The 26,080-nt window shown below is 65.8% G+C and carries 21 protein-coding genes; 9 read left to right on the top strand and 12 right to left on the bottom strand.

Going from position 1 to position 26,080, the window contains the following annotated elements:
- Positions 1–9: 9 nt before the first annotated feature.
- From FA87_RS13730 to FA87_RS13720, 3 genes are all read right to left on the bottom strand, one after another.
- On the bottom strand, positions 10–1,776 hold the full coding sequence (locus tag FA87_RS13730; protein WP_043698176.1) for an autotransporter assembly complex family protein: 1,767 nt from the start codon (positions 1,774–1,776) through the stop codon (positions 10–12).
- Positions 1,777–1,925: 149 nt separating this feature from the next.
- Positions 1,926–4,568 (bottom strand): glycosyltransferase, encoded by a 2,643-nt coding sequence (locus FA87_RS13725; protein ID WP_239709174.1) that lies wholly within the window; start codon positions 4,566–4,568, stop codon positions 1,926–1,928.
- Positions 4,569–4,799: 231 nt separating this feature from the next.
- Positions 4,800–5,267, bottom strand: a complete 468-nt coding sequence (locus FA87_RS13720; RefSeq protein ID WP_043695287.1) for a Dps family protein — start codon at positions 5,265–5,267, stop codon at positions 4,800–4,802.
- A gap of 118 nt (positions 5,268–5,385) precedes the next feature.
- Between FA87_RS13720 and hrpA the strand changes: the two genes are divergently transcribed.
- Together hrpA and FA87_RS13710 are read left to right on the top strand one after the other, a co-directional pair.
- Positions 5,386–9,423, top strand: a complete 4,038-nt coding sequence (gene hrpA, locus FA87_RS13715) for an ATP-dependent RNA helicase HrpA (RefSeq protein WP_043695284.1) — start codon at positions 5,386–5,388, stop codon at positions 9,421–9,423.
- Positions 9,424–9,443: 20 nt separating this feature from the next.
- Positions 9,444–11,549: a bifunctional (p)ppGpp synthetase/guanosine-3',5'-bis(diphosphate) 3'-pyrophosphohydrolase gene (locus FA87_RS13710; protein WP_051944196.1), complete on the top strand. Its 2,106-nt coding sequence runs from the start codon at positions 9,444–9,446 to the stop codon at positions 11,547–11,549.
- Between the two features lie 25 nt (positions 11,550–11,574).
- Here the strand turns inward: FA87_RS13710 and FA87_RS13705 are convergent, their stop codons facing one another.
- Positions 11,575–12,156, bottom strand: a complete 582-nt coding sequence (locus FA87_RS13705; protein WP_043695281.1) for a YggT family protein — start codon at positions 12,154–12,156, stop codon at positions 11,575–11,577.
- The gene (gene proC, locus FA87_RS13700) at positions 12,153–12,977 is read right to left on the bottom strand and encodes a pyrroline-5-carboxylate reductase (RefSeq protein WP_043695279.1); all 825 of its coding nucleotides are present in this window, start codon (positions 12,975–12,977) and stop codon (positions 12,153–12,155) included. The genes FA87_RS13705 and proC overlap by 4 nt, the downstream gene beginning before the upstream one ends.
- Positions 12,978–13,094: 117 nt before the next feature.
- Here proC and FA87_RS13695 point away from each other — a divergent pair, with 117 nt between their 5' ends.
- Together FA87_RS13695 and FA87_RS13690 are read left to right on the top strand one after the other, a co-directional pair.
- Positions 13,095–14,132: a type IV pilus twitching motility protein PilT gene (locus FA87_RS13695; protein WP_036111278.1), complete on the top strand. Its 1,038-nt coding sequence runs from the start codon at positions 13,095–13,097 to the stop codon at positions 14,130–14,132.
- Between the two features lie 93 nt (positions 14,133–14,225).
- Positions 14,226–15,389, top strand: a complete 1,164-nt coding sequence (locus FA87_RS13690; RefSeq protein ID WP_043695276.1) for a PilT/PilU family type 4a pilus ATPase — start codon at positions 14,226–14,228, stop codon at positions 15,387–15,389.
- 123 nt (positions 15,390–15,512) lie between these two features.
- Here FA87_RS13690 and FA87_RS13685 read toward each other — a convergent pair whose 3' ends face one another.
- The 5 genes from FA87_RS13685 to FA87_RS13665 all read right to left on the bottom strand — a co-directional run bounded on the left by FA87_RS13685 (position 15,513) and on the right by FA87_RS13665 (position 19,859).
- The gene (locus FA87_RS13685) at positions 15,513–15,878 is read right to left on the bottom strand and encodes a BON domain-containing protein (protein WP_036111283.1); all 366 of its coding nucleotides are present in this window, start codon (positions 15,876–15,878) and stop codon (positions 15,513–15,515) included.
- 217 nt (positions 15,879–16,095) lie between these two features.
- Positions 16,096–17,844 (bottom strand): hypothetical protein, encoded by a 1,749-nt coding sequence (locus FA87_RS13680; RefSeq protein ID WP_036111285.1) that lies wholly within the window; start codon positions 17,842–17,844, stop codon positions 16,096–16,098.
- 64 nt (positions 17,845–17,908) lie between these two features.
- Complete coding sequence (locus tag FA87_RS13675) at positions 17,909–18,835, bottom strand: aspartate carbamoyltransferase catalytic subunit (protein WP_043695273.1); 927 nt, start codon at positions 18,833–18,835, stop codon at positions 17,909–17,911.
- A gap of 24 nt (positions 18,836–18,859) precedes the next feature.
- A complete protein-coding gene (gene ruvX / locus FA87_RS13670; protein WP_036111291.1) occupies positions 18,860–19,279 on the bottom strand; it encodes a Holliday junction resolvase RuvX in 420 nt (139 codons plus the stop codon).
- Between the two features lie 13 nt (positions 19,280–19,292).
- A complete protein-coding gene (locus FA87_RS13665; RefSeq protein WP_036111294.1) occupies positions 19,293–19,859 on the bottom strand; it encodes a YqgE/AlgH family protein in 567 nt (188 codons plus the stop codon).
- Positions 19,860–19,950: 91 nt separating this feature from the next.
- On the opposite strand from FA87_RS13665, the gene FA87_RS13660 reads away from it, so the two are divergent.
- Positions 19,951–20,280, top strand: coding sequence for a hypothetical protein (locus FA87_RS13660; RefSeq protein ID WP_197062419.1), 330 nt, complete (start codon positions 19,951–19,953; stop codon positions 20,278–20,280).
- Positions 20,281–20,449: 169 nt separating this feature from the next.
- Here FA87_RS13660 and FA87_RS13655 read toward each other — a convergent pair whose 3' ends face one another.
- Together FA87_RS13655 and gshB are read right to left on the bottom strand one after the other, a co-directional pair.
- Positions 20,450–21,310 carry an energy transducer TonB gene (locus tag FA87_RS13655; protein WP_043695270.1) on the bottom strand — a complete coding sequence of 287 codons (861 nt, stop codon included), beginning with the start codon at positions 21,308–21,310 and terminating at the stop codon, positions 20,450–20,452.
- Positions 21,307–22,251, bottom strand: coding sequence for a glutathione synthase (gshB, locus tag FA87_RS13650; RefSeq protein WP_036111299.1), 945 nt, complete (start codon positions 22,249–22,251; stop codon positions 21,307–21,309). The genes FA87_RS13655 and gshB overlap by 4 nt, the downstream gene beginning before the upstream one ends.
- Positions 22,252–22,552: 301 nt before the next feature.
- On the opposite strand from gshB, the gene pilG reads away from it, so the two are divergent.
- The 4 genes from pilG to FA87_RS13630 all read left to right on the top strand — a co-directional run bounded on the left by pilG (position 22,553) and on the right by FA87_RS13630 (position 26,079).
- The gene (gene pilG / locus FA87_RS13645) at positions 22,553–22,909 is read left to right on the top strand and encodes a twitching motility response regulator PilG (protein ID WP_051944199.1); all 357 of its coding nucleotides are present in this window, start codon (positions 22,553–22,555) and stop codon (positions 22,907–22,909) included.
- Positions 22,910–22,946: 37 nt separating this feature from the next.
- On the top strand, positions 22,947–23,321 hold the full coding sequence (locus FA87_RS13640; RefSeq protein ID WP_036111303.1) for a response regulator: 375 nt from the start codon (positions 22,947–22,949) through the stop codon (positions 23,319–23,321).
- A 7-nt stretch (positions 23,322–23,328) separates the two neighbouring features.
- Positions 23,329–23,874, top strand: coding sequence for a chemotaxis protein CheW (locus FA87_RS13635; protein ID WP_036111305.1), 546 nt, complete (start codon positions 23,329–23,331; stop codon positions 23,872–23,874).
- 171 nt (positions 23,875–24,045) lie between these two features.
- A complete protein-coding gene (locus FA87_RS13630; RefSeq protein ID WP_036111308.1) occupies positions 24,046–26,079 on the top strand; it encodes a methyl-accepting chemotaxis protein in 2,034 nt (677 codons plus the stop codon).
- The last annotated feature ends 1 nt before the right edge of the window (position 26,080 follow it).

Below are 26,080 nucleotides of genomic sequence, written 5' to 3'. Positions count from 1 at the left end.
CGGTGCTGCTCACAGGTCGGGCCCGATGACGACGTGAAGGTGAATGCCGTGTTCGTTCTTGTCGCCGACCGGCACGCCGACATCCGCGCGGATCATGCCGACCGGTGACAGCCAGCGAACGCCCAGGCCGGCACCGATGCGCGGGCTGTAATCGGTGCCCGTGAACGCATTGCCGGCATCGACGAAGGCGGCCATGCCCCAGTTGCGGGTGAAGTAGTGCTCGACCTCGGTGCTGCCGACCAGCAGACCTTCGCCACCGATCACGCGACCGTAGCTGTTACGCGGACCGATGCTCTCGAAGTCGTAACCGCGCACGGAGCGATCGCCACCGGCGAAGAAGCGCAGCTGCGGCGGCAGGTCGCTGAAGTTGTCGGTCCAGATCTTGCCGGCGGTGCCGCGCAGGATCAGACGGTTGCGGCCCCAGAACGACTGAATCCATTTCACGTCGCCGATCACCTGCGAGAAGCTGGCGTCGGAGAGCAGACCGCCCACGGTGCTGCGTCCGGTGACGGTGATCGACCAGCCGCTGCGCACGAAGGTCGGGTTGTCGCCCTTCTTCCTGCTCAGCGTCACCTCGGGGTAGAGCAGGGTGCTGCGACCGTGTTCGAGGCCCGCGGCGCTGTCGGCTTCATCGCCACGCTTGCCGACGGTGAAGGTGCCGGACAAGGCGCTGACGCCGAGCGTGCGCGTCCAGCCATGCCACAGGCGCGTCTCGTTGGCGACCAGCTGCAACGTGCGCGACTGCGAGGTCACGGTGTTGGCGTCGCGGTAATTCGCGCCGAAGTTGAAGCTGCGCTGGTTGGGGCCGGGCATGGGGATCTGGTACAGCGTGGAGATCGTCTTCAGGCGTGTGGCGACGACCAGCTCATTCTTCCACTTGTGACCGCGATCGTTGATCCAGCGCTTCTCGATACCGCCGCGCAGGCCGGGGCCGGTATCCGTGCCGAAGAACGGACCGCCGGTGTAGATGGTCCGCTTGGCCGGCGCCAGTTCGACGTCGATGTCGATCGTGCCTTCCTTCGCGTTGTCCGTATCGGGGATGACGTTGACGACGGCGAAATAGTCGGCGCCGTTCAACGCCTGCTGCAGTTCCAGCAGCTGGCTCTGCGAGAAGTAGTCGCCGCTCTTGAAGGGCACGTAGCGATCGAGGAAACCGTCGCGGAACTGCGAGTTCTTGAAGACGACGTGGCCGTACCGATACCGCTGGCCGGCTTCCCACTTCAGGTTAACCGTGGCGCTGTGCTCGGCCCGGTTCACTTCCACGCTGTGCGTGACGAGCCTGGCGTCCAGGTAACCCGTGGCGGTCAGCGCGCCGCTGACCGCGTCGCGCGCGCCGTCGTAGGCGCCGTCGTTCATGGGCTGGTCTTTGAGGTTTTCGACACCGCGGACGGCGCGACGGATCGTCGGCACCTTCTTCGCGTCGTCATCGACCGTGACATTCACCTTCGTGATCTTCACCGGCGTACCGGGGACCACATGCAGCGTCACCTGCCAGTCGTTGCCGACCTGGTTGAGGTCGCCCGTCGCCGTCGCTTCGTAGTAGCCGTAGGGGCGAAGCGCGGTCTGCACCTGGTCGGGCGCCTTCTCGTAAAGGCGGCGAACCTGCGCGGCGGTGACGTCGCGTTTGGCGTACTGGGAGAGGTCGACGCCGGCGACCACGGCGTTCTTCAGGTTCTCGTCGACACCGTCGACACGGAGAACGATGCCGGCATGCGCGAGCGTGGGCAGGAGGAACCACGGCAGAAGCAGCAGTCCATGGCGTCTGGTAAGGCGCATGAGCGTCCTGTTCCGATCGTGATTCACAAACGCCGTCGCGAGGACGGCAGCCAGGCGGGGTCGCATCCAGCGTCCCCTGACGTCAGGTCTTGGCGTAACTTACCGCGACGGGCGTGTAAGGTCGATACACAAACGTGAACGAGGCTGAATCAACCGGCCTCGTCACCCGAGGTATGCGCGATCCACGCGCCGACCAGAGCGGACACGTACGGAATCGACTGCGCAGCCAGGATGAACATCCACAGCTCGCTTTCCGTATAGGCCGTGCCGTAATGCATGGCCATGCCGATCACGGCGCAGAGCAGGGCGATGGCCATGAGGCCTTCTTCGCGCACCGGTGCGAAGGCGGCGAAGCTGCTGCCACCCATGCGCCGGCTCTTGGCCGTCACCACGAATGCGGTCTTCTCACGCGTCAGGCCATGCAGGATGCCGCGCGCGATGGCGTGCGACAGGCCCATGCTGGCCACCGATGCCATGATGGTGTCGTACCAGCCGCACGGGACACGTGCCCGGTACAGCACCACACCGAAGATGGCCTTGGCGAAGAAGAAGCCGATCACGGGGATCATGAACAGCTGCATCGGCAGGTTGAAGTACTCCGGCGCGTAGATCATGCCCGCGGTCCAGAGCAGACCCATCATCGTGAAGATGAAATGCAGCGCGTCGGCGAACCAGCTGAACCAGCCGGTGAGGAAGTGGAAACGCTGACCGGCGGAGAGCGGACCCTTGCGGGTCATCCAGTTCCAGCGGCCCTTGAGGATCTGCATGGCGCCGAACGCCCAGCGGTAGCGCTGGCTCTTGTACGCCTTGAAGTCCGCCGGGGTGAGGCCCTTGCCCATCAGCTCGTCGACGTAGACCAGCTCGTAACCCGAATGCATCAGGCGCAGGCCGAGTTCGGCGTCTTCGCAGATGGTCCATTCGGACCAGCCGCCGGTGCCTTCCAGCGCCGAGCGACGGACCATGGTCATGGTGCCATGCTGGATGATCGCGTTGCGCTCGTTGCGGTGGTGCATGCCGATGCGGAAGAAGCCGTCGAATTCCCAGGCGGTCATGCGGCGGAAGCGGTTCTTCTCGAAGTCGCGGTGGGCCTGCGGGCACTGCACCACGGCGACCTTCGAGTCGTGGAAGTAACCTGTGAGGGAGGCGAGCCAGTCTTCACGCACCACGTAATCGGCATCGATGACGGCCACCACATCGGCGCGCTCGTCGGTCGCGGTCAGGCCGAAGTTCAGCGCGCCGGCCTTGTAGCCGGGCCACGGTTCGAGGTGGAAGAAGCGGAACTTCGGGCCGAGCTGCTCGCAGTACGCCTTGACCGGCTCCCAGACCGCCGGGTCCTTGGTGTTGTTGTCCAGCACCAGGACTTCGTAGTTCTCGTAGTCCAGCGCGGCCAGCGAGTCCAGGGTCATCTGGACCATCTCCGGCGGCTCGTTGTGGCAGGCCAGGTGGATGGAAACGAAGGGCTGACGCTCGACCGGGTCCTTGGGCAGCATGCCCGCATGACGGATCCAGCTGCGGGCCCAGAGGACCTCGGTGAACTCGAAGCCGTTGATCAGCAGGATGCCGAGGATGGCGATCTGCGCGGGGAACAGCAGGATCAGCATCGCCCAGTCGAACGGGCTGAGGTAGAAATTGAACGGCAGGGTCGCCGACCAGACGATCAGGCCGCAGGCCAGCTGGATCAGCGCCATGAAGAACAGGCGCCCCATCAGCTTGAAGCGGCTGAAGCGCAGGCCGAACCACAGCATCGGGAAGAACGCGATGACCGACGCGGCGAGCGCCTTCCAGGGCCAGCCCACGTCCTCGGTGACCGGGCCGGTGAAGGGGAACTTCAGCTGGCGGTCGGCGTTGAACATGCCCCAGTAGGCGCCGGTGCGGCCTTCGCCCAGGTTTTCCTTCCACGGCTGATCGATGGCTTCGAGGACGTAGTAGTCGTCGATGCCCTTGCGCTTGGCCACGTTGAAGAATTCACGGAGGAAGATCGCCTCGTTGGAGACGCTGGGGTACGCGTACTTGTTGCGATCGCCGTTGGACGGCCAGCCGATCTCGCCGATGACGATGTGCTTGCCGGGGAAGGTCTTCTGCAGGGCCTGGTAGCTGCCGTCGGTGTTGTTGCTGCCGTCCTCGTTGCGGGTGCCGATGGAGTCGGCGACGCCGGCACGGGTCTCGATGCCGTTCCAGTAGGGGAAAAGGTGGACCGTGATGAAGTCGACGTGGTTGGCCAGCTCCGGGTTCTGGATCCAGACGTGGAACGGCTCGGCCACGGAAACCGGTTGGTGCACCGCGGCACGGACCCGGTCGAGGTACGCCATGATCTGCTCGGGCTTCATGTCGCCACGGAACAGCGACTCGTTGCCCACGATGACCCGGGTGATCGTCTTGGGATAGCGGTTGGCCTGGGCGATCAGCGCTTCGATCTCGCGCTCGTTGTTTTCGAGGCGCGTGTCGATGTTGGCACCCGCCATGACGTCCAGACCTTCCTTCGCGGCCAGGCGAACCGTCTGCGGGTTCTCCAGCATCGAGTAGGTGCGGATGCGGGGCGAATACTTCCGGACCAGCCTTAGATCGCTGTCGATCTCCGGATCCGTGGCGAAGTCGCCCTTCATCGGGTTCTGGTAGCGCTGGTAGGCGGTGAACGCGAAGCCCGGGATCGGGCCGTGCCAGTCGGTCGGCCCGTTGGGCAGATTGGCTACCAGCCAGAGGCCGAAGTTAAGGCCCGCGACGAGGATCGCGAGGATCAGCGCGGCGAGAATCGGATGGCTTCGTTCGGTCTTGGTGGCTGAGCTCAAAACAATCCCCGGACCGGTCGGCCCCCAAATGGAGTCAGAAGGTAACCGGGGGAGCTTAACCAACGCGAGGGACCGGCTCAACGCATTGCAGCAAAGCCGGTCAGGCTGGCCTCAGAGAAAAAGCCGAAACCGGGGGCCGCAAGCGGGTAGGAGCGCACCCCGCGCGCGAAAAGCCAACAGGGCGGGGATGCGGAAAACCCATCGCGCGCAAGGCGCGCTCCTACAGGGGTGTGCCGCTTATTTCAGGAGGGAGCGCAGCATCCAGGCGGTCTTCTCGTGTTCCTTGAGGCGCCCGGTGACCATGTCGGCGGTGCCTTCGTCACCTGCGGCCTCGGCAGCCTTGATCGTGTCACGCGAGGTGGCGGCGGCGATCTCGTGACCTTCGACCAGCTGGGCCACCATGTCCTTCCACTCGGGCACGCCCGATTCTTCCTTGATCGAGGTGAGCTTGCCGAACTGGCTGTAGGAGCCCGGAGCGAACACGTCGAGGATGCGGATCCGCTCGGCGACCTCGTCGGCGGCCAGCCACAGGGCGTTGTACTGCACCTCGAACATGGCGTGGAGGCTGTTGAACTGCGGCCCGGTCACGTTCCAATGGAAGTTGTGGGTCTTCAGATACAGCGAATACGTGTCCGCCAGCAGCTTGGACAGGTGCTTCGCGACCGCTTCACGGTCTTTCTTGGCAATACCGATATCGATGGCCATCTTACGACTCTCCTTGGAATGATCTTGCTTTGGATTGAAATCTTAACGTTCGGACCGGACGAGGTGAAATGAAACGTTCCGATGCCGTCCATAGGCGCACGCTATTATTGGCGTCCCCATGAGTACAACCACACCTCCCGCCCGTTCCCCGTCGCCCGATCCGCGCCTGCGCGCGATGCGCGATGCGCTCAATCACGTGGCCAGCCGCGATTTCGGTCGCCTGCTCGGGCGCTGGCGCGGTCTCCAGCGCAAGCCGGATCCGTCCCGCGTGGACGCCCTCGCCGCCGATATCGAGGTGTCGCGCGCGCGGCGCGCGGCACGAGCCGCGTCCAAGCCGGCGATCACGGTGGATGCCTCGCTGCCCATCGCGGCGCGCGCGGAAGACATCATCAAGCTGATTCGCGAAAACCAGGTCGTCGTGCTGGCCGGTGAGACCGGCTCGGGCAAGACCACGCAGTTGCCGAAGCTGTGCCTTGCGGCCGGGCGCGGCGAGGCGGGGCTGATCGGTTGCACGCAGCCGCGGCGTCTTGCCGCACGTTCGGTCGCCACGCGCGTCGCCGAGGAGCTGGGCACGCCGCTAGGCGACAAGGTCGGCTTCCAGGTGCGCTTCACCGAGAAGGTGTCCGATCAGGCGCTGGTCAAGTTCATGACCGACGGCATCCTCCTGGCCGAGACCCAGTCGGATCCCTGGCTGTCCGCCTACGACACGATCATCATCGACGAGGCGCACGAGCGCAGCCTCAACATCGACTTTCTGTTGGGCTACCTCCGGCGGCTGGCCGAGCGCCGGCCGGACCTGAAGATCATCGTGACCTCGGCGACGATCGACACCGAGCGCTTCGCCACGCATTTCGGCAATGCGCCGGTGGTCGAGGTCGAGGGGCGTACCTACCCGGTCGAGGTTCGCTACCGGCCGCCCGGTGAGCGCGGCGAAGGCAATGTCGCGCAGCAGATCGCGGACGCGATGGACGACATCACGCGTGAGGATCCGCGTGGTGACGTGCTGGTATTCCTGCCCGGCGAGCGCGAAATTCGCGACACCCATCTGTTGTTGTCGCGCAAGCAGTACCGTGAGACCGAGGTGGTGGCGCTCTACGCGCGACTCTCCGCCAGCGAGCAGGATCGTGTGTTCCGCCCCGGGCCGAAGCGGCGCATCGTGCTGGCGACCAACGTGGCCGAAACCTCGTTGACCGTGCCGCGCATCAGGTACGTCGTGGATCCCGGTACGGCGCGCGTCAAACGCTACAGCCAGCGGGGACAGCTGGAGCGGCTGCATATCGAGCCCATTTCGCAGGCCGCCGCCAACCAGCGCAAGGGCCGCTGCGGACGCGTGGGACCGGGCATCTGCTATCGGCTTTACGAAGAAGCCGACTTCAGTCTCCGCCCGGAATTCACGGACCCGGAACTGCTCCGATCCTCGCTCGCCAACGTGATCCTGCGCATGCTGGCGCTGGATCTGGGCGAGGTGGAGGACTTTCCGTTCCTCGAAGCGCCGGATCCCCGCATCGTGGCCGATGGCTACCGCCGCCTCGCCGAGATCGGTGCGATCGACAACGACCGCCGTCTTACGGCGACCGGGCGTACCGTCGCGCGTCTGCCGATCGATGTGCAGCTGGCGCGCATGCTGGTGGAAGCGCGTCGGCTTGGTTCGCTGGCCGAACTGACCACGATCGTCGCGTTCCTCAGCATCCAGGACCCACGCGAGCGTCCGCCGGAAGCGCGCGGCCAGGCCGATGCGGCTCATGCACAGTTTGCCGATCCGAAATCCGACTTCGTCGGCGTGCTGAATCTGTGGCGCGGCTATCTGTCCGCGGCCGAGGAACTCACCTCGTCGAAGCTGCGCGACTGGTGCTCACGTCACTTTCTGAGCTTCATGCGCATGCGCGAGTGGCGCGAGCTGCACCGGCAGCTCGTGCTGGTGACGCGCGACCTCGGCTGGTCGGACCGGGATAAGTCCGAGGACAAGGCAGGCCAGGGCAAGCCGGCTGTGGCAGGAGCCAGCCCTGCTGGCGATAAGCGCCGCCGCAACCGTGCGGTCGCCAACAGGGTCAGCTCCCACCAAAGCGGGGAGATCGCCAACAGGGTTGGCTCCCACCAGGGAGAGGGCAGCGCGGACGCGCTCTTCGAAGCCGTGCACCGCAGCCTCCTCGCGGGCCTGCCGACCCAGGTCGGCCACAAGGACGAGAAGGGCATCTTCCGCGGGACGCGCGAGCGCCGCTTCCAGGTCTTCCCCGGTTCCGCGCTGGCCAAGTCGCCGCCGGCATGGATCTTCGCCGCGCAGATCCTGGATATCGGGGGGCGCATCTGGGCGATGATGAACGCGCGGGTCGATCCGGCGTGGATCGAAACACAGGCCAGTCACCTCGTCCGCGCCACGGCGCGCGACGCCCACTGGTCGCGCAAGCGCGGTACCGTCGTGGCGTACGAACAGGTCACGCTGTTCGGCCTGGTGCTGGTCGAGCGTCGTCCGGTGACCTTCCACCGGCAGGATCCCAGGCTGGCGCACGAGATCTTTCTGCGCGAGGCGCTGGTGCGTGCGGATATCGACAGTCGCGCCGACTTCGTCCGTGCCAATGCGCGCGTGCTCGAGCAGGCGCATGACATCGAAGCCAAGCAGCGCCGCGCCGGGCTGCTGCGTTCCGACGACGACCTCGTCGCCTTCTTCGACGGTAAGCTGCCTGAGGAGATCGCCGACGTACGCGCGCTCGACGCGTGGTACCGGAAGGCATCGCCGGGTGAACAGGCCGCCTTGCGCTGGACGCTCGCCGATGTGATGGACACGGGCAGCGGGCTCGATCCGAAGGCGTTCCCCGCCTCCCTCGATATCGGTCAGCACCGCTACCGGCTCGAATACCGCTTCGTCCCCGGCGATCACGCCGATGGCGTCACCGTGAATGTGCCGCTGGCTTTCCTCAATGCGTTGCCGACGGCGCGGGGCGAGTGGCTGGTCGCTGGCCTGCTCGCCGACAAGGTGGCCGAGCTGATCCGTGCATTGCCGAAGGCGCTGCGGCGCAACTTCGTGCCCGCGCCGGATTTCGCACGCGCGTTCGCCGAAGCCGAGTCGCCGCGTGACGAATCCCTGCCGCTGGCGCTGGCCCGTTTTCTGAAGAAAACCACGGGTGTCGACGTCGACGCCGCGGCGTTCGCCGATGCGGAGCTTCCGCCGCACCTGCTCATGCGCTACCGCGTGCACGACGAAAACGGTCGCACCGTGGCCGAAGGCCGTGACCTCGCGGCGATTCGTGCCCAGTGGGAAGGCAAGGCGCGCGAAGCGTTCTCGCGCAAGACCGACATCGAACTCACGCGCGAGGACATCGTCACGTGGGACTTCGAATCGATCCCTGCGGAAGTGACGTCCGAAGCCGGCCTGAAGGCCTACCCCGCGCTGGTCGACCTTGGCGAGGCGGTGGCGTTGCGTGTCTTCGAGCGCGCCGACGAGGCCGCTGAAGCGCATGCGGGTGGTGTGGAGCGGCTGCTGCGTGAAGCGCTCGGGCCTGAATTCAAGCGCGCGAAACGGCAGTTGCCGATCGCCAATCCGCTGTCGCTCAAATACGCGCCGATGGGCAGTGTCGACGGTCTGCGCGAGGACCTCGTGGAGGGTGGCTTCAGCGACTTACTCGAAGGTCGCAGGCTCGACATGCGCACCCAGGGTGCCTTCGAAGCCTTGCGCACGGAATTCGCCCAGAAACTGTTCGGCGCCGCGATGGCGCGGCAGAAGCTCGCCGAGCCGATTATCGAGGCACAGGCCGAACTCAAGCCGTGGATGGAGCCGCCACTGATGGGCTTCGCCAGGGCCAGCTACGACGACCTGCGCGAGCAACTCGCGGCCTTGTTGCAGCCAGGGTTTCTGCGGGAACTGCCGACCACCCGGCTCGCGCATATCCCTAGGTACCTGAAAGCCATGCGTCTGCGTGGCGAGCGTCTCCGCCAGGATCCGGCGCGTGACCAGTCGCGTATGCTGCAGGTGCTGCCGTACTGGCGCGCGCTGCTGCAGGGCGGCGGCACCGCGCTGGATGCGACGGACTGGAGCGAGCTACGCTGGTTGCTCGAAGAATGGCGCGTGTCCCTGTTTGCCCAGGAGCTGAAAACGGCCGAGCCGGTTTCAGCCAAACGGCTGGCGAAGGCACTGGAAACCGCGCAGGCGGCGTCACGATGAAAACCCGCGAGGATGAAGCCATGAGCGAGATGCGCTCCCCGGAGGCGAAAGGCAACGCGATGCCGCTGACCGAGCGTGCCCGCGAGGCCTGTGCCGTGCTGCCCGTGGCGGCGCGGGCCGAAGGCGAGACCGTCATCGAGCTGTTGCGCCTGCTCGGCTGCGATGACGAAACCTGCGCCTCGGCACTGTGGTTCTCGCTGGTCAACGGGCTGCCCGGCGCGGCCGACGAGGCGGCGAAGACATGGGCGCCCACACTGCGCCGCCTGGTCGAAGGGCAGGGCGAAGCGGAAAAGGTCTGGGCACTGCATGCGCAGCGCGGTCCGGCCAGCGGCGCGGAAGGCCTGCGCCGCCTGTTGCTGGCGATCATCCGCGATCTCCGCGTCGTCTTCGTCCTGCTCGCGCGCCAGCTCGCCGCGATGCGCACCGCCATGGCCTTGCCGGATCACGAACGTCGTGAACTGGCCCAGCTCACGTCCGACATCCATGCGCCGCTCGCCAATCGCCTCGGTATCTGGCAGCTGAAATGGGAGCTGGAGGATCTCGCCTTCCGTTACCTGGAGCCGGACACCTACCGCCGTATCGCGCGGCTGCTCGACGAGCGCCGCACCGATCGCGAGACGTTTATCGCCGCGAGCCTGACGACGCTGCGCGAGACGCTCGACGGTGCCGGCGTGCATGCCGATCTCGCCGGTCGTCCGAAGCACATTTTCTCCATCTGGAAGAAGATGAAGAAGAAGGGGCTGGAGTTCTCCGACCTCTACGACATCCGCGCGGTGCGCATCCTCGTCGACAGCGTCGCCGACTGTTACGCGGCGCTGGGTCTCGTCCACAGCCTGTGGCCGCATCTGCCGGGCGAGTTCGACGACTACGTCGCGCGACCCAAGGGCAACGGTTACCGGTCGCTGCACACCGCCGTGCTGGGCCCGCAGGGCAAGACACTCGAAGTGCAGATCCGGACGCACGAGATGCACCGGGCGAACGAGCTCGGCGTGGCCGCCCACTGGCGGTACAAGGAAGGCGGCGGTGCCGATGCGGAATTCGAGGCGAAGATCGCCTGGATGCGCAAGCTGCTCGAGCCGCGCGGTGAAGACGAGGCCGAACTCGCCGCGGGCTTCGAAACCGAGCTGATGGAAGACCGCGTGTATGTGCTGTCGCCCAAGGGCGAGGTCATCGACATGCCGCGGGGTGCGACCGTGCTCGATTTCGCGTACCACATCCATACCGAGGTCGGTCATCGCTGCCGTGGCGCGAAGCTCAACGGCCGCATCGTGCCGCTGACCACGCAGCCGCGTAGCGGCGACCGCATCGAGATCCTCACCACCAAGGTGTCGGAGCCGAGCCGTGACTGGCTCTCGGCCCATCACGGTTACCTGCATACGTCGCGCGCGAAGGAAAAGGTGCGCGGCTGGTTCCGGCGCGAGGCGCACGACGCCAACATCGTGACGGGCAAGATCACTCTCGAGAAGGAGCTGCGCCGGCTGGCGCTCGACGACGTCGATCTGGCCAAGCTGGCGACGCACTTCCGCCTGAAGTCGGTCGACGAGCTCTACGTCACCATCGCACTCGGCGAGGTCACGCTGGGGCAGGTGGCGCGTTCACTGCAGGAGCCGGTGGAACCGGAGATCACGCAGTCGGGCAACCCCGTCGCGTCGCGCGCCGCCCAGCACGACCGCGGGGCGCTGTCGATCGAGGGCCTGGGCAATCTGCTCACGACGCTTGCGCGCTGCTGCCAGCCGCTGCCGGGCGACCCGGTGCGTGGCTTCATCACCCGCGGACGTGGCGTATCGGTTCATCGCTCCGATTGCGCCAGCCTGGCACGGCTCGCACGCCGCAGCCCCGAACGCGTCATCGACGTGAGCTGGGGCCGCGTGGAGGTGCAGAGTTACGAGATCGACATCGAGCTGCGCGGTTACGACCGGAAGGGTCTGCAGAAGGATGTCGCCACCACGATCAGCAACACCGGACCGCATATCGTCGCGTCCTCCAGCCGCGTGCATGTGCGGACGGGCGAGGTCGACATGCGCTTTACGCTGCGAGTGAAGGACTATGAGCAGCTCTCGACGCTGCTCGGTCGGTTGAGCGCGCTGTCCAACGTGACGGATGCGCGGAGGGTGGGAGGCAGGTAGGAGCGCGCCGGGCGCGCTCCTGCCTTCAGCCTGCCGCCCCCATCATCATGGACACGCCCCAGTCCTTGATCGGTGCGGCAATCAGCATCCGCGCCAGGATCAGGCCGAGAATCACCACGGTCGGCGAGAAATCCAGCCCGCCGATCGTCATGCGCCCACGCAGCGGCCTCACCAGTGGCTCGGCCAGGCTCGTGACCAGACGCGCCACCGGGTGGTAGCGATCGGTCGATAGCATGCTCATGATCGACCAGGCGAAGACCAGAACCACCCAGGTCAGCAGGAAGATATCCAGCGTCTCGCCCAGGCCGGTGATCGCCAGGCCGAGGACGTTCGGCGCGATGCCCGCCATGGCGGCGATCAGCAGCCACTTGACGCACTCGAGCAGGTACACGATCACGATGCCGCCGGTGTTCACCCGTCGCACGGGCGGCAGCACCTTGCGCAGCGGTCGCAGCACCGGGTTGGTGAACCGGTAGAGGAACTGGCAGATCGGGTTGTGGAAGTCGGCCCGGTACGCTTCGGCGAGGATGCGCAGGATGAAGAGCGTGACGAGTGCACCGAAAGCGACTTCAAGGAGCAGGCCGCCGGCGTTGGTCAGGTAGTTCACGTGTTCGATTCCATGTCTTCGGATAGTTGAAAGCCGCGTCGGCGCGCCGCGTCGACCGCCCGCGCCACGATGGCAGGGAAATGATCGTCGCGAAAGCTCTCCAGCGCAGCCTGGGTGGTGCCGTTGGGGGAGGTGACGCGTTGCCGCAGCGTGGCGGCGCTCTCGCCGGATTCGACCAGCATGCGCCCGGCGCCGAACGCCGTCTGCGCCGCGAGGGCCCGGGCCGTCTCACGGGACAGCCCTTGAGAAAATGCCGCGTTTTCCAGTGCCTCGACCATCAGGAAGAAATACGCCGGGCCCGAGCCGGAGAGCGCGGTGACGATATCCAGCTGGTCCTCGTCAGGCACCCACACGGTCAGGCCGCCCGCGTCCAGCACGTGCTGCGCCTCGGCCCGCTGCGGTGCGCTCACCCGCCCGTTGGCGAACAGCCCGGTGGCGCCGGCGCCGAACATGGCGGGCGTATTGGGCATGCAGCGCACCACGGGCAGGGCGGCATCGAACCAGCGCTCGAGCTGGGCGATGCGGATGCCCGCCGCGATGGAGATGATCACCGGCCGGTATTTTTGTACCGCCGGACGGAGGCCACGGCAGACCTCGGCCATCATCTGCGGCTTGACCGCCAGCACGAGGATCGACGCGCCTTCGGCGGCGTCGAGGTTGTCGGTGTAGGTGGCCACGCCGTATTCGCGGGAGAGCTCCTGCAGTGCCTCGGCGCGGGGCTCGGCCACCGCGATGCCGCCGGGCTGGGCGCCGTGGCGAAGCATGCCGGCGATCAAGGCCGTGGCCATGTTGCCGCCGCCGATAAAGGCGATCCGATTCATGGGGTGGTCCGCTCCGTTCGCGATGGTTTTCACAGTCACCGAAGCATATATGGTGCCGCGCCTTGCCGCCGACCCTCCGGCGTGTTTACCTATGCCCCACATCGAAAGGGGACCCTCATGGATATCGCCGAACTCCTTGCCTTCTCAGTGAAGAACAAGGCCTCCGACCTGCACCTCTCCGCGGGCCTGCCGCCCATGATCCGCGTCGATGGTGACGTGCGGCGTATCAATATCCCCGCGCTGGAGCACAAGCAGGTCCATTCGCTGATCTACGACATCATGTCGGACAAGCAGCGCCGCGACTTCGAAGAGTTCCTCGAGACCGACTTCTCGTTCGAGATCCCCGGGCTGGCGCGCTTCCGCGTCAACGCCTTCAACCACAACCGTGGTGCCGGCGCGGTGTTCCGTACCATTCCTTCCGAGGTGCTCACGCTGGAAGACCTCGGCGCACCGAAGATCTTCCGCGAGCTGATCGAACAGCCGCAGGGCCTGATCCTGGTCACCGGGCCGACCGGTTCGGGCAAGTCCACGACGCTGGCGGCGATGGTCGATCACATCAACAAGAACGAATACGGTCACCTGCTCACCGTCGAGGATCCGATCGAGTTCGTGCATACCTCGCAGAAGTGCCTGGTGAACCAGCGTGAAGTGCACCGCGACACCCATGGCTTCAACGAGGCCCTGCGTTCGGCACTGCGTGAGGATCCCGACTACATCCTGGTCGGCGAGCTTCGCGATCTGGAGACCATCCGCCTGGCGCTGACCGCCGCGGAAACCGGCCATCTGGTGTTCGGTACGCTGCATACCTCGTCGGCCGCCAAGACCATCGACCGCATCATCGACGTGTTCCCGGCAGGCGAAAAGCCGATGGTCCGCTCGATGCTGTCCGAGTCGTTGCGCGCGGTCATTTCGCAGTCCCTGCTGAAGAAGGTGGGTGGCGGTCGTCTGGCGGCCCACGAGATCATGGTCGGCATCCCGGCCATCCGTAACCTGATCCGCGAGGATAAGGTCGCCCAGATGTACTCGGCGATCCAGACCGGTCAGCAGTACGGCATGCAGACCCTCGACCAGAACCTGCTCGATCTGGTCAAGCGCGGCCAGATCACCCGCCAGGAAGGCATGATGTACGCCAAGAACAAGGAATCGTTCCGCTAAGGCGTGAAACAGTCCGCTGCAAGCGCCCCCGTCGCCGGTATATGATCGCGACAGGGGCGCCGGCCCGGTCCGGCACACGGGGACCAGACCGCCATGAGCGAATTCGATTTCACCTCTTTTCTGAAGCTGATGGTGCATAAGCAGGCATCCGACCTGTTCATCACCGCCGGCGTCGCACCTTCCATGAAGGTCCAGGGACGCATCGTTCCCATCACGCAGAGCCCGCTGTCCGCGCAGCAGTCGCGAGACATGGTGCTGAACGTGATGACGCCCGCCCAGCGCGAAGAGTTCGAAAAGACCCACGAGTGCCAGTTCGCCATCAGCGCCTCGGGTGTCGGACGTTTCCGCGTGTCGTGCTTCTACCAGCGCAACTGCGTCGGTATGGTGCTGCGCCGGATCGAGTCGAAGATCCCCACGCCGGAAGAACTGAGTCTGCCGCCGATCATCAAGCAGCTGGCGATGACCAAGCGCGGCATCATCATCTTCGTCGGTGGTACCGGTACCGGTAAGTCCACGTCGCTCGCGTCGATGATCGGCTACCGCAACCAGAACTCCACGGGTCACATCATCACGATCGAGGACCCGATCGAATACGTGCACAAGCACGAAGGCTGCATCATCACCCAGCGCGAACTCGGCATCGATACCGACAACTGGGATAACGCGCTGAAAAACACGCTGCGTCAGGCGCCCGACGTCATCATGATCGGCGAAGTGCGTACGCGCGAGACGATGGAGCACGCGATCAACTTCTCGGAAACGGGCCACCTGTGCCTGTGCACGCTGCATGCGAACAATGCCAACCAGGCGCTGGACCGTATCCTCCACTTCTTCCCGGAGGATCGTCGCAGCGCGTTGTTCATGGATCTCTCGCTGAACCTCAAGGGCATCGTCGCGCAGCAGCTGATCCCGACACCGGACGGCAAGTCGCGCCGCGTCGCGGTGGAAGTGCTTCTGGGCACGCCGCTCGCGCAGGATTACATCCGCCAGGGTGAGGTGCATAAGCTCAAGGAGCTGATGCGCGACTCGAATCAGCTCGGCATGCGGACGTTCGACCAGAGCCTGGTCGAGCTGTACCACGCTGGTGAGATCTCTTACGAAGACGCGCTGCGTCACGCGGACAGCTCGAACGAAGTGCGCCTGCGAATCAAGCTGGCCCAGGGCGGCGATGCGCATACGCTGTCGCAGGGGCTGGAAGGTGTCGAGATCGACTCGACGAACGACAAGCAGACGTTCGGCGGGATGCTGAGCCGGTAGGGGGGCGCGTCGCCAGCAGGACTGGCTGGCGGCCATCGGATCAGGCGAGCGCGAAGGCTGCCCGGGACTGCATAAAAAAAGGGAGCCTTTCGGCTCCCTTTTCGATCCCGCCGAAGCGAAGTCTTACTGTGCGGCAGCCGACACGGTCAGGCCGCTCGCGTCGACGCTCTTCACGCCCTTGATCTTCTTGGCGATCATCTCGGCGTGGCTCTTTTCCTTCGCCGTGGCGACCGTACCGGTCAGGGTGACGACGCCGTCAGCGGTCGAGACCGAAATGTCGGTGGCCTTGACGCTCTTGTTGGCGGCGAATTCGGACTTCACCTTGGTGGTGATCCACGTGTCGTCCGCCTTGCCGGCGACCGTCTGGTTGTCGCCCTTGCTCGTGGCCGCCGCGGAGTCCTGTGCATTGACCTGAGCGAACGGGACCGTGCCGAGACCGGCAACGAGAGCGGCGGCGAACAGGGCCTTACGGAGGTTCGAATGGTTCATGGGGAACTCCTTTATACGAATCTGTGATGGGACTGGCGACGGCGCCGCGCACTGTGGCTGCCGTGTCGCGGGGCCTATGGAAACAGCGCATCCGTGAACGATTCGTGCCCGAAAAACCGCTCCGTTCAGCTTTGCCGAAAGGGTGATCAGTGTCTGCTCAGCGCATAAAAAAGGCGGCCCCGGAGGGCCGCCTTCATCTTTGGCGCCGTAACGCGGCTTACTTGTATTCGACCGCGCCCGAGATCACCAGGCCCTTCTCGTCGACATGCGACTCGCCCGAGACCTGCACGACGCGGGCGGCCTGAGCCTTCATCGCATCGAACTGGGCCTTGGAGCGCTGAGCCGCCGCGGCGGTGTCGGCCTGGCCGTCCGGAGCGCCATCGGCACCGGCGGCTTCGGTCATGTTGCTGGCGAAGGCCTGAGCCTTATCGGCCATCACGTCGACCCACGAGCGGTACATGTCGCCGTTGAGATGCAGGCGGGAGACGCGGCCCGCGTCACCCGTGCTGCCCATGAGGACGTCGTCGAGCTTGGCGTCTTCGCCGGCACCCAGGCCGATGGCGATGGCCTGGCCGTTCATGGCGGCCCAGCCCGGCATACCGAGCATGCCGCTGATGTTCGGCGGCAGAGCGACCGGCTTGCCGTCGCCGGCCAGCTTGAAGTCGCCGCCGAGCATCGCCTGACCCATGGCCAGCAGGCCCGCCGGGTTACGCGTCGCGATCACGACACGGCCGGTGAGCTGCGGCATCTGCTGCGCGTTGGCGGCAGGCTTGAACGAGTCGATGAGCACGCGAAGCCCGCGCAGGTCGCCGATCGGCGGGATGGCCGCCTGCTGCATGGTCGAACCCATTTTGGCGAAGCTGTCGTTCATGCTGGCGAAGGCCGGGCATTCGAACGGCTTGGCCGCTACGGCTTCCGCCTGCGCGGTGAAGAACGTGCGCAGCTGTTCGACGGGCAGCGCGAGGCTGATGTCGAACGCGCCGGTCGCGTCGCTACCCAGGCCCGGGACTTCGACCTTGAGACCGGAGAAGGCCTTGGTGATGTCGTCGGCCAGCGCGATGTCCACGCGCTGCTCCTGGTGGTGCAGGTCGAGGCGGGTGTAGCCGAAGCTGACGGAGGGCACGCGCGCGGCGATGCGCGACGCTTCGCTCTGGCAGCTCGGCGGCAGCGTGGGCACAGGCTCGCCGGTCTTGGCCGACTGGTGCTTGAGGAAGGTCGCGAACAGCGGATCCTTGCCCGTGGCGATCAGGGGCAGCAGACGGGTCAGGTCGACCTGGCCGACGGCGTAGTCCTTGTAACCCTTGTCCTTGGCCAGATCGGCAAGGCGGCCGTCTTCCTGGATGCTCTTTTCCGGGCGATCGGCACCGAGCGCCTGACGGATCAGCGGCTGGGCCGCGTCGGCCGGCAGCAGCGAAACGACGGCCTGCTTGCCGACGGTGGCGATGATCAGCTGGATGCCCGAGTCGGACAGGGCGACGTGGCGGTACGGCTGGCCACCGGCATCGGCGGTCTCGAGCTTCTTGCCATAGGCGGTTTCCAGGCGACCGACGAAGGCGTCCCACGCGGCGGTATCGGCCAGCGTGATGCGCGCGACCGGAGCGAGACCGAGGCCGTAGAAGGCCGTGCCGTTCTTCGCATCCAGGCCCATGTTCTTCAGGGCGGCCTCGGCGGTCTTGCCGTCGAACTCGGCGGCCAGCGCATTGACGAGGTTGGCGCCGTCCTTGTTGCCCTTGCTCTCGAGGTCCGAGGCGAAGGCCTTCATCTGACCCACCTGGCCCGGCAGCTCGCTGTTGGCCTGGGCCAGCATCGCCTCGTAGGCGTCGTCGTCGAGCTTGTCGAGGCTTGCGACCACGTACGGCGTATCCGCCGGCACGAAGGCCAGAGGGGCATCCTTGTCTTTGTGGCCGCAGGCCGCCAGCAGCAAGCTGGCGACGCCGAGCGCGAGAAGTCGCTTGGTCGGTCGCATTCTGTATCCCATTGTTTGGTCCCTAGGTCCCGGCATTATGCCGGAACGCAAGGCGCGGTGCCGGTTAGCGGCCGAGCACTTCGCAAAGAACCGCCATCCGCACGAACACCCCGTTGCCGACCTGCTCGAGGATCCGCGACTGGGCGCCATCGGCGACGTCGGAGGCGATCTCGATGCCACGGTTGATCGGGCCCGGGTGCATCACCAGGCACCCCTTCGCCGCCCGGGCGAGGCGCCTGGTGTCAAGGCCATAGCGCTCGAAGTAGGCCGCTTCGTCCGGGAGGTCCGTCGAGGCCATGCGCTCTTTCTGCAGGCGCAGCATGATCACGGCGTCGACACCGGCGATCGCCTCGTCGAAATCCTCGTGGTACGTGACGCCGTTCAACTCGCCTTCGGTGGGCAGCAGCGCGGTCGGCCCCACGATACGGACGTCCTTCACGCCGAGTGCGCTCAGCACATGGACGTCGGAGCGGGCGACACGCGAGTGGCGCACGTCGCCGCAGATGGCAACCTTGACCTTGCGCATGTCCGGGTGGTGGTTGCGGATGGTCAGCGCATCTAGCAGGCCCTGCGTCGGGTGGGCGCGGTTGCCGTCGCCGGCATTCACCACGGACACGCCGCTCATCGCGTGCCTGACCAGTTCCTCGGGCGTTCCGGAGACCTTGTGGCGGACGACGATGGCGTCGAGATGCATGGCTTCGAGCGTGTGCAGGGTGTCGAACAGTTCTTCGCCCTTGCTGGTCGAGGACAGCCCGATGTCGAAATTGACGACATCGGCGCCGAGGCGACGCGCGGCCAGTTCGAACGACGTACGCGTGCGCGTCGAGGGCTCGAAGAACAGGTTGAGCACGGTACGACCGCCGAGCAGGTCCAGCTTGCGCGTGCCATGGGCGCTGGCGTCGCGCATGGCGTTCGCGCGGTCGAGCAGGCGCTCGATCGTTTCGCGCGGCAGGTTCTCGAGGGTGGTCAGATGGCGCAGGCGTTGGGACATGACGGCCTCAAGGTGGGGGATGGATCATGACTGCAGAAGATAAGACTCGAGGATGACCGCGGCGGCCTCGGCATCGATCGAGCGGACATCGGAGCGCTTGCGCGTGCCCGCGGCGCGTCCGGCGGCGAAGCGGCGCGCGGCCTCCTGCGAGCTCATGCGCTCGTCGGCGAAGGTCACGGGCAGGGCGTAGCGCTCGCCGATGCGCTCGGCGAAACGGCGGGCAGTGCGGGTCATCGGTTGTTCCTTGCCCTCGTTGTCGAGTGGCAGGCCGACGATCAGCGCCTCGGGCAGCCACTCGCGGCGAAGCGTGTCGAGCGCCTGCCAGTCGGGCTGGCCGTCGCGCACCGGCACCGCGGCGATGCCGCGGGCCGTTCCGGTAAGGCGGTTGCCGACGGCGACGCCGACGACCTTGGTGCCGACATCGAAACCGAACAGGCAACTCATCGCGAACGGATGCTCAGGCGTGACCGGCGTAGCCGGTCAGCTGGGAGGGGTCCTGCATGCCCAGCTTGCGGGCCGCGGCGACCCAGCGCTCGTCGAGCGGTGTGTCGAAAATGATGTGCTCGTCAGCGCGCGTGGTGAGCCAGGCGTTGTCCATGACTTCCTGTTCGAGCTGGCCGGCTTCCCAGCCCGCGTAGCCAAGCGTGACCACCGCGCGGCGGGGGCCTTCGCCTTTGGCCATGGCGACCAGGATGTCGCGCGAGGTGGTGACGGACCAGTCCTCGTTGACGCGGTAGCTGGAGTCCCAGTTGCCCGGCTCGCGATGGAGGACGAATCCGCGTTCCTGCTGCACCGGCCCGCCGATGAGTACCGGGTAGTCGGCAATCTCGGGGTCCTCGCACTCCAGCTTCATCTGCGCGAGCACGTCGCCCAGGCGGTATTCGGAGATCTGGTTGATCAGCAGCCCGACCGCTCCGTCTTCGCCGTGCTGGCAAAGAAAGGCGACGCCGCGCGCGAACGGCGGTTCGGCCAGCGAGGGCATCGCGATGAGGAATTGACCCGCGAATGTGTTGGCGATCGTCATGGCCGCATTGTAGCCGCTGTTAGCCCGGGCGTGCGGATGGGTTCAGCGCGCCGGAGGTACCGTGTGCGCGCGGTCACAAGGAGGCAAACTCGTGAAGAAGATGATGTTCGCAAAGGGTTTTATAGCGGCGACCGGCGCGCTCGCCGCTTCGCTGACGCAGGCTTCGACGCCGTCGGCGTGGAAGGACTATGACCAGCGGCTGACGCAGGCCTGCGTCGCGGCAAGCGGCCTGAAGGATGTGAAGCCGGTGGGGCGGCCTATCGCGTATGACGACCGGGTGCCGGTGACGGCGCTGGTGCTGGCGGGGCGTTATCCGCAGAAGCACATGAAGAACCGGCCGGGGCGGGAGCTGTGTGTCTGGGACAGGAAGGCGCAGAAGGCCTACGTGAGTGAGGCGGATCAGCTGCTGCCGGCATCGTGAATCGCGTTGGCGTGAATCGCGCGCAGGGCGCGCTCCTACAAGGCGCCTCGCCCCGTAGCAGCGCGTCCCGCGCGCGACCCGGCCCCTGTAGGAGCGCGCCCTGCGCGCGATAAGGTCCCTGTAGGAGCGCGCCCCGCGCGCGACCCGGGCGTCAGCCCGGCCCCCCGCCTCAATAATTCCTCAAAACGTTCCCCGGCAAAAACTGCCAGGTCCGGGTGATGTACAACTCATCCACCCTCGTCTTGTCAGCCGGCAGCGAGGGGAAGGGTGCCGCCAGCCGGACGATGCGCTGGGCGGCGTCATCGAGCAGCTTATGGCCTGAACTCTTGATCACGTCCATGCTCTTGATCGAGCCGTCCTTGTTCAGACCGACGGTGAGGACCAGCTCGCCATACAGCCCCTGGCGGCGGGCCTCGTCCGGGTAGTTGAGGTTGCCCACCCGCTCCACGCGTCCCACCCAGCCCTTCATGTAAGCGGCGTAGACGTACTCGCGCGTGTTGGACGAAATGAATTTCTTCTTCGGTCGCTTGGCGTAGGCCTGCGACTGTTCGCGCACCTCGGCCGACAGGCGAGCCATCTCCAGCTTGCGCTGGATCTCCTCGTCCGACACGGGCAGCGGGTGCTCCTGGTGCTCGGTCTGCTGTTTCGTCGTATCGACCGCGAACGCGGTTTCACCGGAACTGGTCAGCAACTGCTGCGGCGTGCGGTCCTGAGGCGCGGGTGCCTGCGCTTCTTTCGGCTCGGGCGTGACGCCGCGCACGGGAGTCGGCAGCGGGCCGGACACCGGTTCCGACGGACGCGCCGCCTTGTCCTTGTCACCGCCGCCCGCGTTGTTCGCCTGGGCCAGGAAGTCGGCCTTGTCAGGCGGCTCCTGGTTGGCGACGTCCACGAGGGTGACGTCGAGCGTGGGAACGCTCGGTTTGGGCTTCTCCGCGTCGAAGGTGATGCCGAGGATGACGACACCGTGCAGCAGCAGCGAGAACAGCAGGGTCGCGCCGAACAGGTCGGCGCCGGTGGTGCGGGTCGTCATCGGGCCTCGATTGCGTCGAACATCAGCCCCGCGATGTTAATGCCGAACTGGGCATCCAGTTCCCGGATACAGGTCGGAGATGTGACGTTGATCTCGGTCAGGTAGTCGCCGATGACGTCCAGACCGACGAAGCGGAGGCCGCGACGCAGCAACTCGGGCGCCACCTGGGCGGCGATCCAGCGGTCACGCTCGGACAGCGGCACGCCTTCGCCACGGCCACCGGCCGCCAGGTTGCCGCGGAATTCGTCGCCCTGGGGAATGCGTGCGAGGGCATAAGGCACCGGTTCGCCGTCGATCAGCAGGATGCGCTTGTCGCCCGACGTGATCTCCGGGATGTACTTCTGCGCGATGACGAAGTCGTGCCCTGCCGGACCCAGGAGGGTCTCCAGCATCGAGTTGAGATTGCTGTCGCCGGCCCGGACGCGGAAGATCCCGCGACCGCCCATCCCGTCCAGCGGCTTCAGGACCGCCTCGCCGTGAAGGGCGACGAAGGCCTTGAGGTCGCCACGGTCGCGCGAGACCAGCGTCGGGGCGATGCACTGCGGGAAATCCAGCGCGAACAGCTTCTCGTTGCAGTCGCGCAGGCTGCGCGGGTCGTTGACGACCCTGGCGCCCGCCCGCTGGGCGCGCTCCAGCACCATGGTGTCGTAGACGAACTGGGCATCGACCGGCGGATCCTTGCGGGCCAGCACGATGTCTATCTCGCCAAGGGGGCGCCAGGCGGCTTCGCCCAGCGTGTACCAACCGGCGGGATCGTCTTTCACGGTGAGCGGCCGCAGGCGTGCCCAGGCCTCGCCGTCGCGCAGGGCCAGGTCGCCCTGCTCCATGTAAAACAGCGTGTGGCCGCGGCGGGAAGCCTCCAGCAACATGGCGAAGGTGGAGTCCTTGGCGATCTTGATGGCGCGGATCGGGTCCATCAGGACGGCGACGGTGAGGGACATGGCGGGTCCGGCGAGCAGGAAAGGTGCCAAGTCTAGTGGAGCGGGAGGGTCCATTTCACAAGCCCGTCCCCCTTTTAAGAACAATTCATCTTGACGTAACTCTCACCAACCATTAAACAGCGGTCGGGAGGAACGCCGAAGAGCGGGCCGCCGGGACGCAGGTTTCCGGACGACGACCCAGCGCACGGAACACGCCCCGGAAAGGGGCTATCCTGCGCGGGGATTTGCGGTTTTTTTTGCGTGGCACGGGGGCGCAGTGAACGAAAGCGGACGCGGTACCGACCTGACCGGTTTGAAGGTCATGGTCATCGACGATTCGAAAACCATCCGGCGCACGGCGGAAACGCTGTTGAAGAAGGAAGGCTGCGACGTCCTCACCGCCGTCGACGGCTTCGAGGCGCTGGCGAAAATCTCGGACCAGAAGCCGAACATCATCTTCGTCGACATCATGATGCCGCGCCTGGACGGGTATCAGACCTGCGCGCTGATCAAGAACAACGCCCAGTTCCGCGGTACGCCGGTAATCATGCTGTCCTCCAAGGACGGTCTGTTCGACAAGGCGCGAGGCCGGATCGTCGGGGCCGAGCAGTACCTCACCAAGCCATTCACCCGCGACGAACTTCTCGGCGCGATTCACCGCTATGCGACGGCGAGCTGACCGACCTGATCTCGCTTAACGACGTCCAGGGGGACGTGTGGCAAATATCCTAATCATCGACGACTCGCCCACCGACGTACGCGTGTTCACCACGCTGCTCGAAAAGGCGGGTTTTTCCGTTTCCAGCGTGGACAATGCCGAAGCAGGCATCGCGCGGATCCAGGAGAACAAGCCCGATCTGGTCATCATGGACGTCATCATGCCCGGCATGAACGGCTTCCAGGCCACCCGTTCGCTGAGCCGCGACCCGGCCACGGCGGACGTGCCCGTGGTGATGATCACGACCAAATCGATGGAGACCGACCGCGTGTGGGGCCTGCGCCAGGGCGCGAAGGCCTTCATCACCAAGCCGGTAAACGAGAAGGAGCTTCTCTCGACCATCGCCAGCCTGCTCCCGAACAAGACGCACTGAGGGCGATATGAGCGAGAACGTTGCAACGTCGCCCTTCGAACTGCTCGCCTTCTACGAACGCGCCTGTCTGGCGCATTCGGCCGATGCGCCGGCGCACGTCGACTCGACGGGCCTGTGGCGTGGCATCGGGTTCCGCGTGGGTCGGCGCGCCTTCGTCAGCGGCATCGAGGAAATCAACGAACTGCTGGCGGTTCCCTCGCTGACCAACGTCCCGGGCACGCAGCCCTGGCTGATGGGCGTGGCGAACGTGCGAGGCAACCTGGTGCCGGCGATCGATCTGGGCCGGTTCCTGTTCGACGAACGTACGCCGTCTTCCGAACGTACGCGTCTGCTTCTCGTACGCCAGCACGGCGGCACGGTGGGGCTGCTGGTCGACGAGGTTTTCGGCCAGCGGACGATGGACGACGCCCAGCGCGGTTCGGGCGAAGACGAACGCGATCCGCGCCTGACGCGGTTCGTGGCTGAAAACGTGACACTTGGCGAGCAATCGTTCGGGCTGTTCAGCATGAGCCGTCTGGTTCGTGCGCCGGATTTCCGGCAGGCGGCGCTGTAAGGCGTCTCCAGGGGGACGGGGCGGCCTCTTGGCCGGCCCGTTACAGGATGGGCGGAGGTGGCTTGGCCGCTTTCGCATTGGGAACGGGGGGGCGATCACTTCGGTCGCTTCGTCTTGCCGGCAGCCTCGAGGCGCCGGTGGCTAGCTTTGCCAGGTTTGGGTGAGGTAGATATGAGCACGACAGCAGGCGGCGCAGGCCGGGAACGTGGCTACACGATCGTTATCGTGTTTCTTCTCCTGGCGATCGGTTTGGCGTCGGTCGACTTCTGGTGGCTGAACACCAGGAACGGTGAGGATCGCGAAGCCATCGCGTTGACGACCCAGGTTCAGGTGCTTTCGCAGCAGACCGCGAAGTACGCGCTCGAGGCATCCGACGGCAACCGCGACTCCTTCCGCGAACTGTCGGCCACCCGGAATACGATCGATTCGGCGGTGCAACGCCTGGTCAAGGGCGACGACAAGACCGGCATGCCGGCTTACGCGGACGACAACGGCTCGCAGGCCGGTCGCTCGGTGGGCGCGCTGGCCAACGCCTGGCACCAGCTCGACGCGGACATCGGCAAGATTCTCTCCAATAAAGACCTCGTCCTGTCGTCGGGTGAGCGCGCCGATCTGTTCTCCAGGCAGATGCCGCTGCTGAACGCGCGTACCGACGAGGTGCTCAACATCGTCCAGCAGAAAAACGCCTCGGTGGAGCAGACTTTCACCATCGCGCGCTGGATGCTCATGGCTGACCGCATGATCCGCCGCGTGCAGGAAATCCTGCAGGGTGGCGACGGTGCGCAGTCCGCCGCTGACGGCCTGTCGCGCGATGCGCAGCTGTACGGTTCGGTGCTCAAGGGCCTGATCGATGGCAACCCGGACGGCGGTGTCCGTGCCATCTCCGACAGCAATGCACACAAGATCCTGACCGACATGCAGACGTCGTGGGGCGACCTGGTCGATCCCGTCACCCAGCTGGTCTCGGCGTCGCCGAACCTGCAGGACGTGAAGCGCGCCGGTAACCAGGCGTCGCTGGATTCGCAGACCGTGTTGCTGCGTGCGAACGAGTCCGCCGACCAGATCGCCAGGTTGCCGCTGACCCGCCTGTTCCCGAACGTATGGTGGGGCCTGATCGGCGCCATCGGCGCGGTGGCGTTCGCCCTGTTGCTGGTCTACAACCTCGTGCGCGATCAGCGTCGCCGCCTGGAAACCACGTCCGAACTCAATCAGCGTAACCAGACCGCGATTATGCGGCTGCTGGACGAGATGGGCTCGCTCGCCGAAGGCGACCTGACCATCAAGGCCACGGTGACCGAGGACATCACGGGCGCCATCGCGGACGCCATGAACTCCGCGGTCGACGAGATGCGCAACCTCGTCACCACGATTAACGAAACGGCGGTGCGGGTCTCGGCGGCAGCGCAGGAAACCCAGGCCACCGCGATGCACCTCGCCGACGCGGCGGAACAGCAGGCGCAGCAGATCACCTCGGCGACCTCCGCCATCAACCAGATCGCCACCTCGATGGATACGGTGTCGAAGGACTCGGCCGAGTCGGCCGACGTGGCGCAGCGCTCGGTGCAGATCGCATCGCGTGGCGCGGAAGTGGTGCGGGAAACGATTCAGGGCATGGACTCGATCCGTGACCAGATTCAGGAAACCTCGAAGCGAATCAAGCGACTGGGCGAGTCTTCGCAGGAAATCGGCTCGATCGTCGAACTGATCAACGACATTGCCGAGCAGACCAACATCCTCGCGTTGAACGCAGCCATCCAGGCGGCGTCGGCCGGTGAAGCGGGTCGCGGTTTCGCGGTCGTCGCGGACGAAGTCCAGCGCCTCGCCGAACGTTCCGCCAGCGCCACGAAGCGAATCGAAACCCTGGTCCAGACCATTCAGTCCGATACCAACGAGGCGGTCAGCTCCATGGAGCAGACCACCGCCGAGGTGGTGGCCGGTGCACGACTGGCCGAGGACGCGGGTACCGCGCTGGGCGACATCGAGCGCGTCTCGAACGATCTGTCCGCACTGATTCAGAACATCTCCGCCGCTGCCCGCCAGCAGTCGGCCGCGGCAACGGACACCTCGGCGACGATGAACGTCATTCAGGAGATCACCTCGCAGACCTCGCTGGGTGCAAGTCAGACGGCCGAGTCGATCGGAAACCTGGCACAGCTGGCGAACGACCTGCGACTGTCCGTCGCGAACTTCAAGCTGCCGGGCTAAT

The organism is Luteibacter sp. 9133 (genome assembly GCF_000800155.1).
Classification (GTDB): domain Bacteria; phylum Pseudomonadota; class Gammaproteobacteria; order Xanthomonadales; family Rhodanobacteraceae; genus Luteibacter; species Luteibacter mycovicinus.
This window is presented reverse-complemented; position numbering and strand designations above follow the sequence as displayed.

What these genes read in the sequence shown, in the direction of transcription:
- FA87_RS13685 (WP_036111283.1), bottom strand. Translation starts at nt 15,878, where the DNA reads ATGAACCATTCGAACCTCCGTAAGGCCCTGTTCGCCGCCGCTCTCGTT.
- pilG (WP_051944199.1), top strand. Translation starts at nt 22,553, where the DNA reads ATGGTCATCGACGATTCGAAAACCATCCGGCGCACGGCGGAAACGCTG.
- ruvX (WP_036111291.1), bottom strand. Translation starts at nt 19,279, where the DNA reads ATGAGTTGCCTGTTCGGTTTCGATGTCGGCACCAAGGTCGTCGGCGTC.
- gshB (WP_036111299.1), bottom strand. Translation starts at nt 22,251, where the DNA reads ATGTCCCTCACCGTCGCCGTCCTGATGGACCCGATCCGCGCCATCAAG.
- FA87_RS13710 (WP_051944196.1), top strand. Translation starts at nt 9,444, where the DNA reads ATGAGCGAGATGCGCTCCCCGGAGGCGAAAGGCAACGCGATGCCGCTG.
- proC (WP_043695279.1), bottom strand. Translation starts at nt 12,977, where the DNA reads ATGAATCGGATCGCCTTTATCGGCGGCGGCAACATGGCCACGGCCTTG.
- FA87_RS13655 (WP_043695270.1), bottom strand. Translation starts at nt 21,310, where the DNA reads ATGACGACCCGCACCACCGGCGCCGACCTGTTCGGCGCGACCCTGCTG.
- FA87_RS13690 (WP_043695276.1), top strand. Translation starts at nt 14,226, where the DNA reads ATGAGCGAATTCGATTTCACCTCTTTTCTGAAGCTGATGGTGCATAAG.
- FA87_RS13695 (WP_036111278.1), top strand. Translation starts at nt 13,095, where the DNA reads ATGGATATCGCCGAACTCCTTGCCTTCTCAGTGAAGAACAAGGCCTCC.
- FA87_RS13720 (WP_043695287.1), bottom strand. Translation starts at nt 5,267, where the DNA reads ATGGCCATCGATATCGGTATTGCCAAGAAAGACCGTGAAGCGGTCGCG.
- FA87_RS13630 (WP_036111308.1), top strand. Translation starts at nt 24,046, where the DNA reads ATGAGCACGACAGCAGGCGGCGCAGGCCGGGAACGTGGCTACACGATC.
- FA87_RS13675 (WP_043695273.1), bottom strand. Translation starts at nt 18,835, where the DNA reads ATGTCCCAACGCCTGCGCCATCTGACCACCCTCGAGAACCTGCCGCGC.
- hrpA (WP_043695284.1), top strand. Translation starts at nt 5,386, where the DNA reads ATGAGTACAACCACACCTCCCGCCCGTTCCCCGTCGCCCGATCCGCGC.
- FA87_RS13680 (WP_036111285.1), bottom strand. Translation starts at nt 17,844, where the DNA reads ATGCGACCGACCAAGCGACTTCTCGCGCTCGGCGTCGCCAGCTTGCTG.
- FA87_RS13635 (WP_036111305.1), top strand. Translation starts at nt 23,329, where the DNA reads ATGAGCGAGAACGTTGCAACGTCGCCCTTCGAACTGCTCGCCTTCTAC.
- FA87_RS13665 (WP_036111294.1), bottom strand. Translation starts at nt 19,859, where the DNA reads ATGACGATCGCCAACACATTCGCGGGTCAATTCCTCATCGCGATGCCC.
- FA87_RS13730 (WP_043698176.1), bottom strand. Translation starts at nt 1,776, where the DNA reads ATGCGCCTTACCAGACGCCATGGACTGCTGCTTCTGCCGTGGTTCCTC.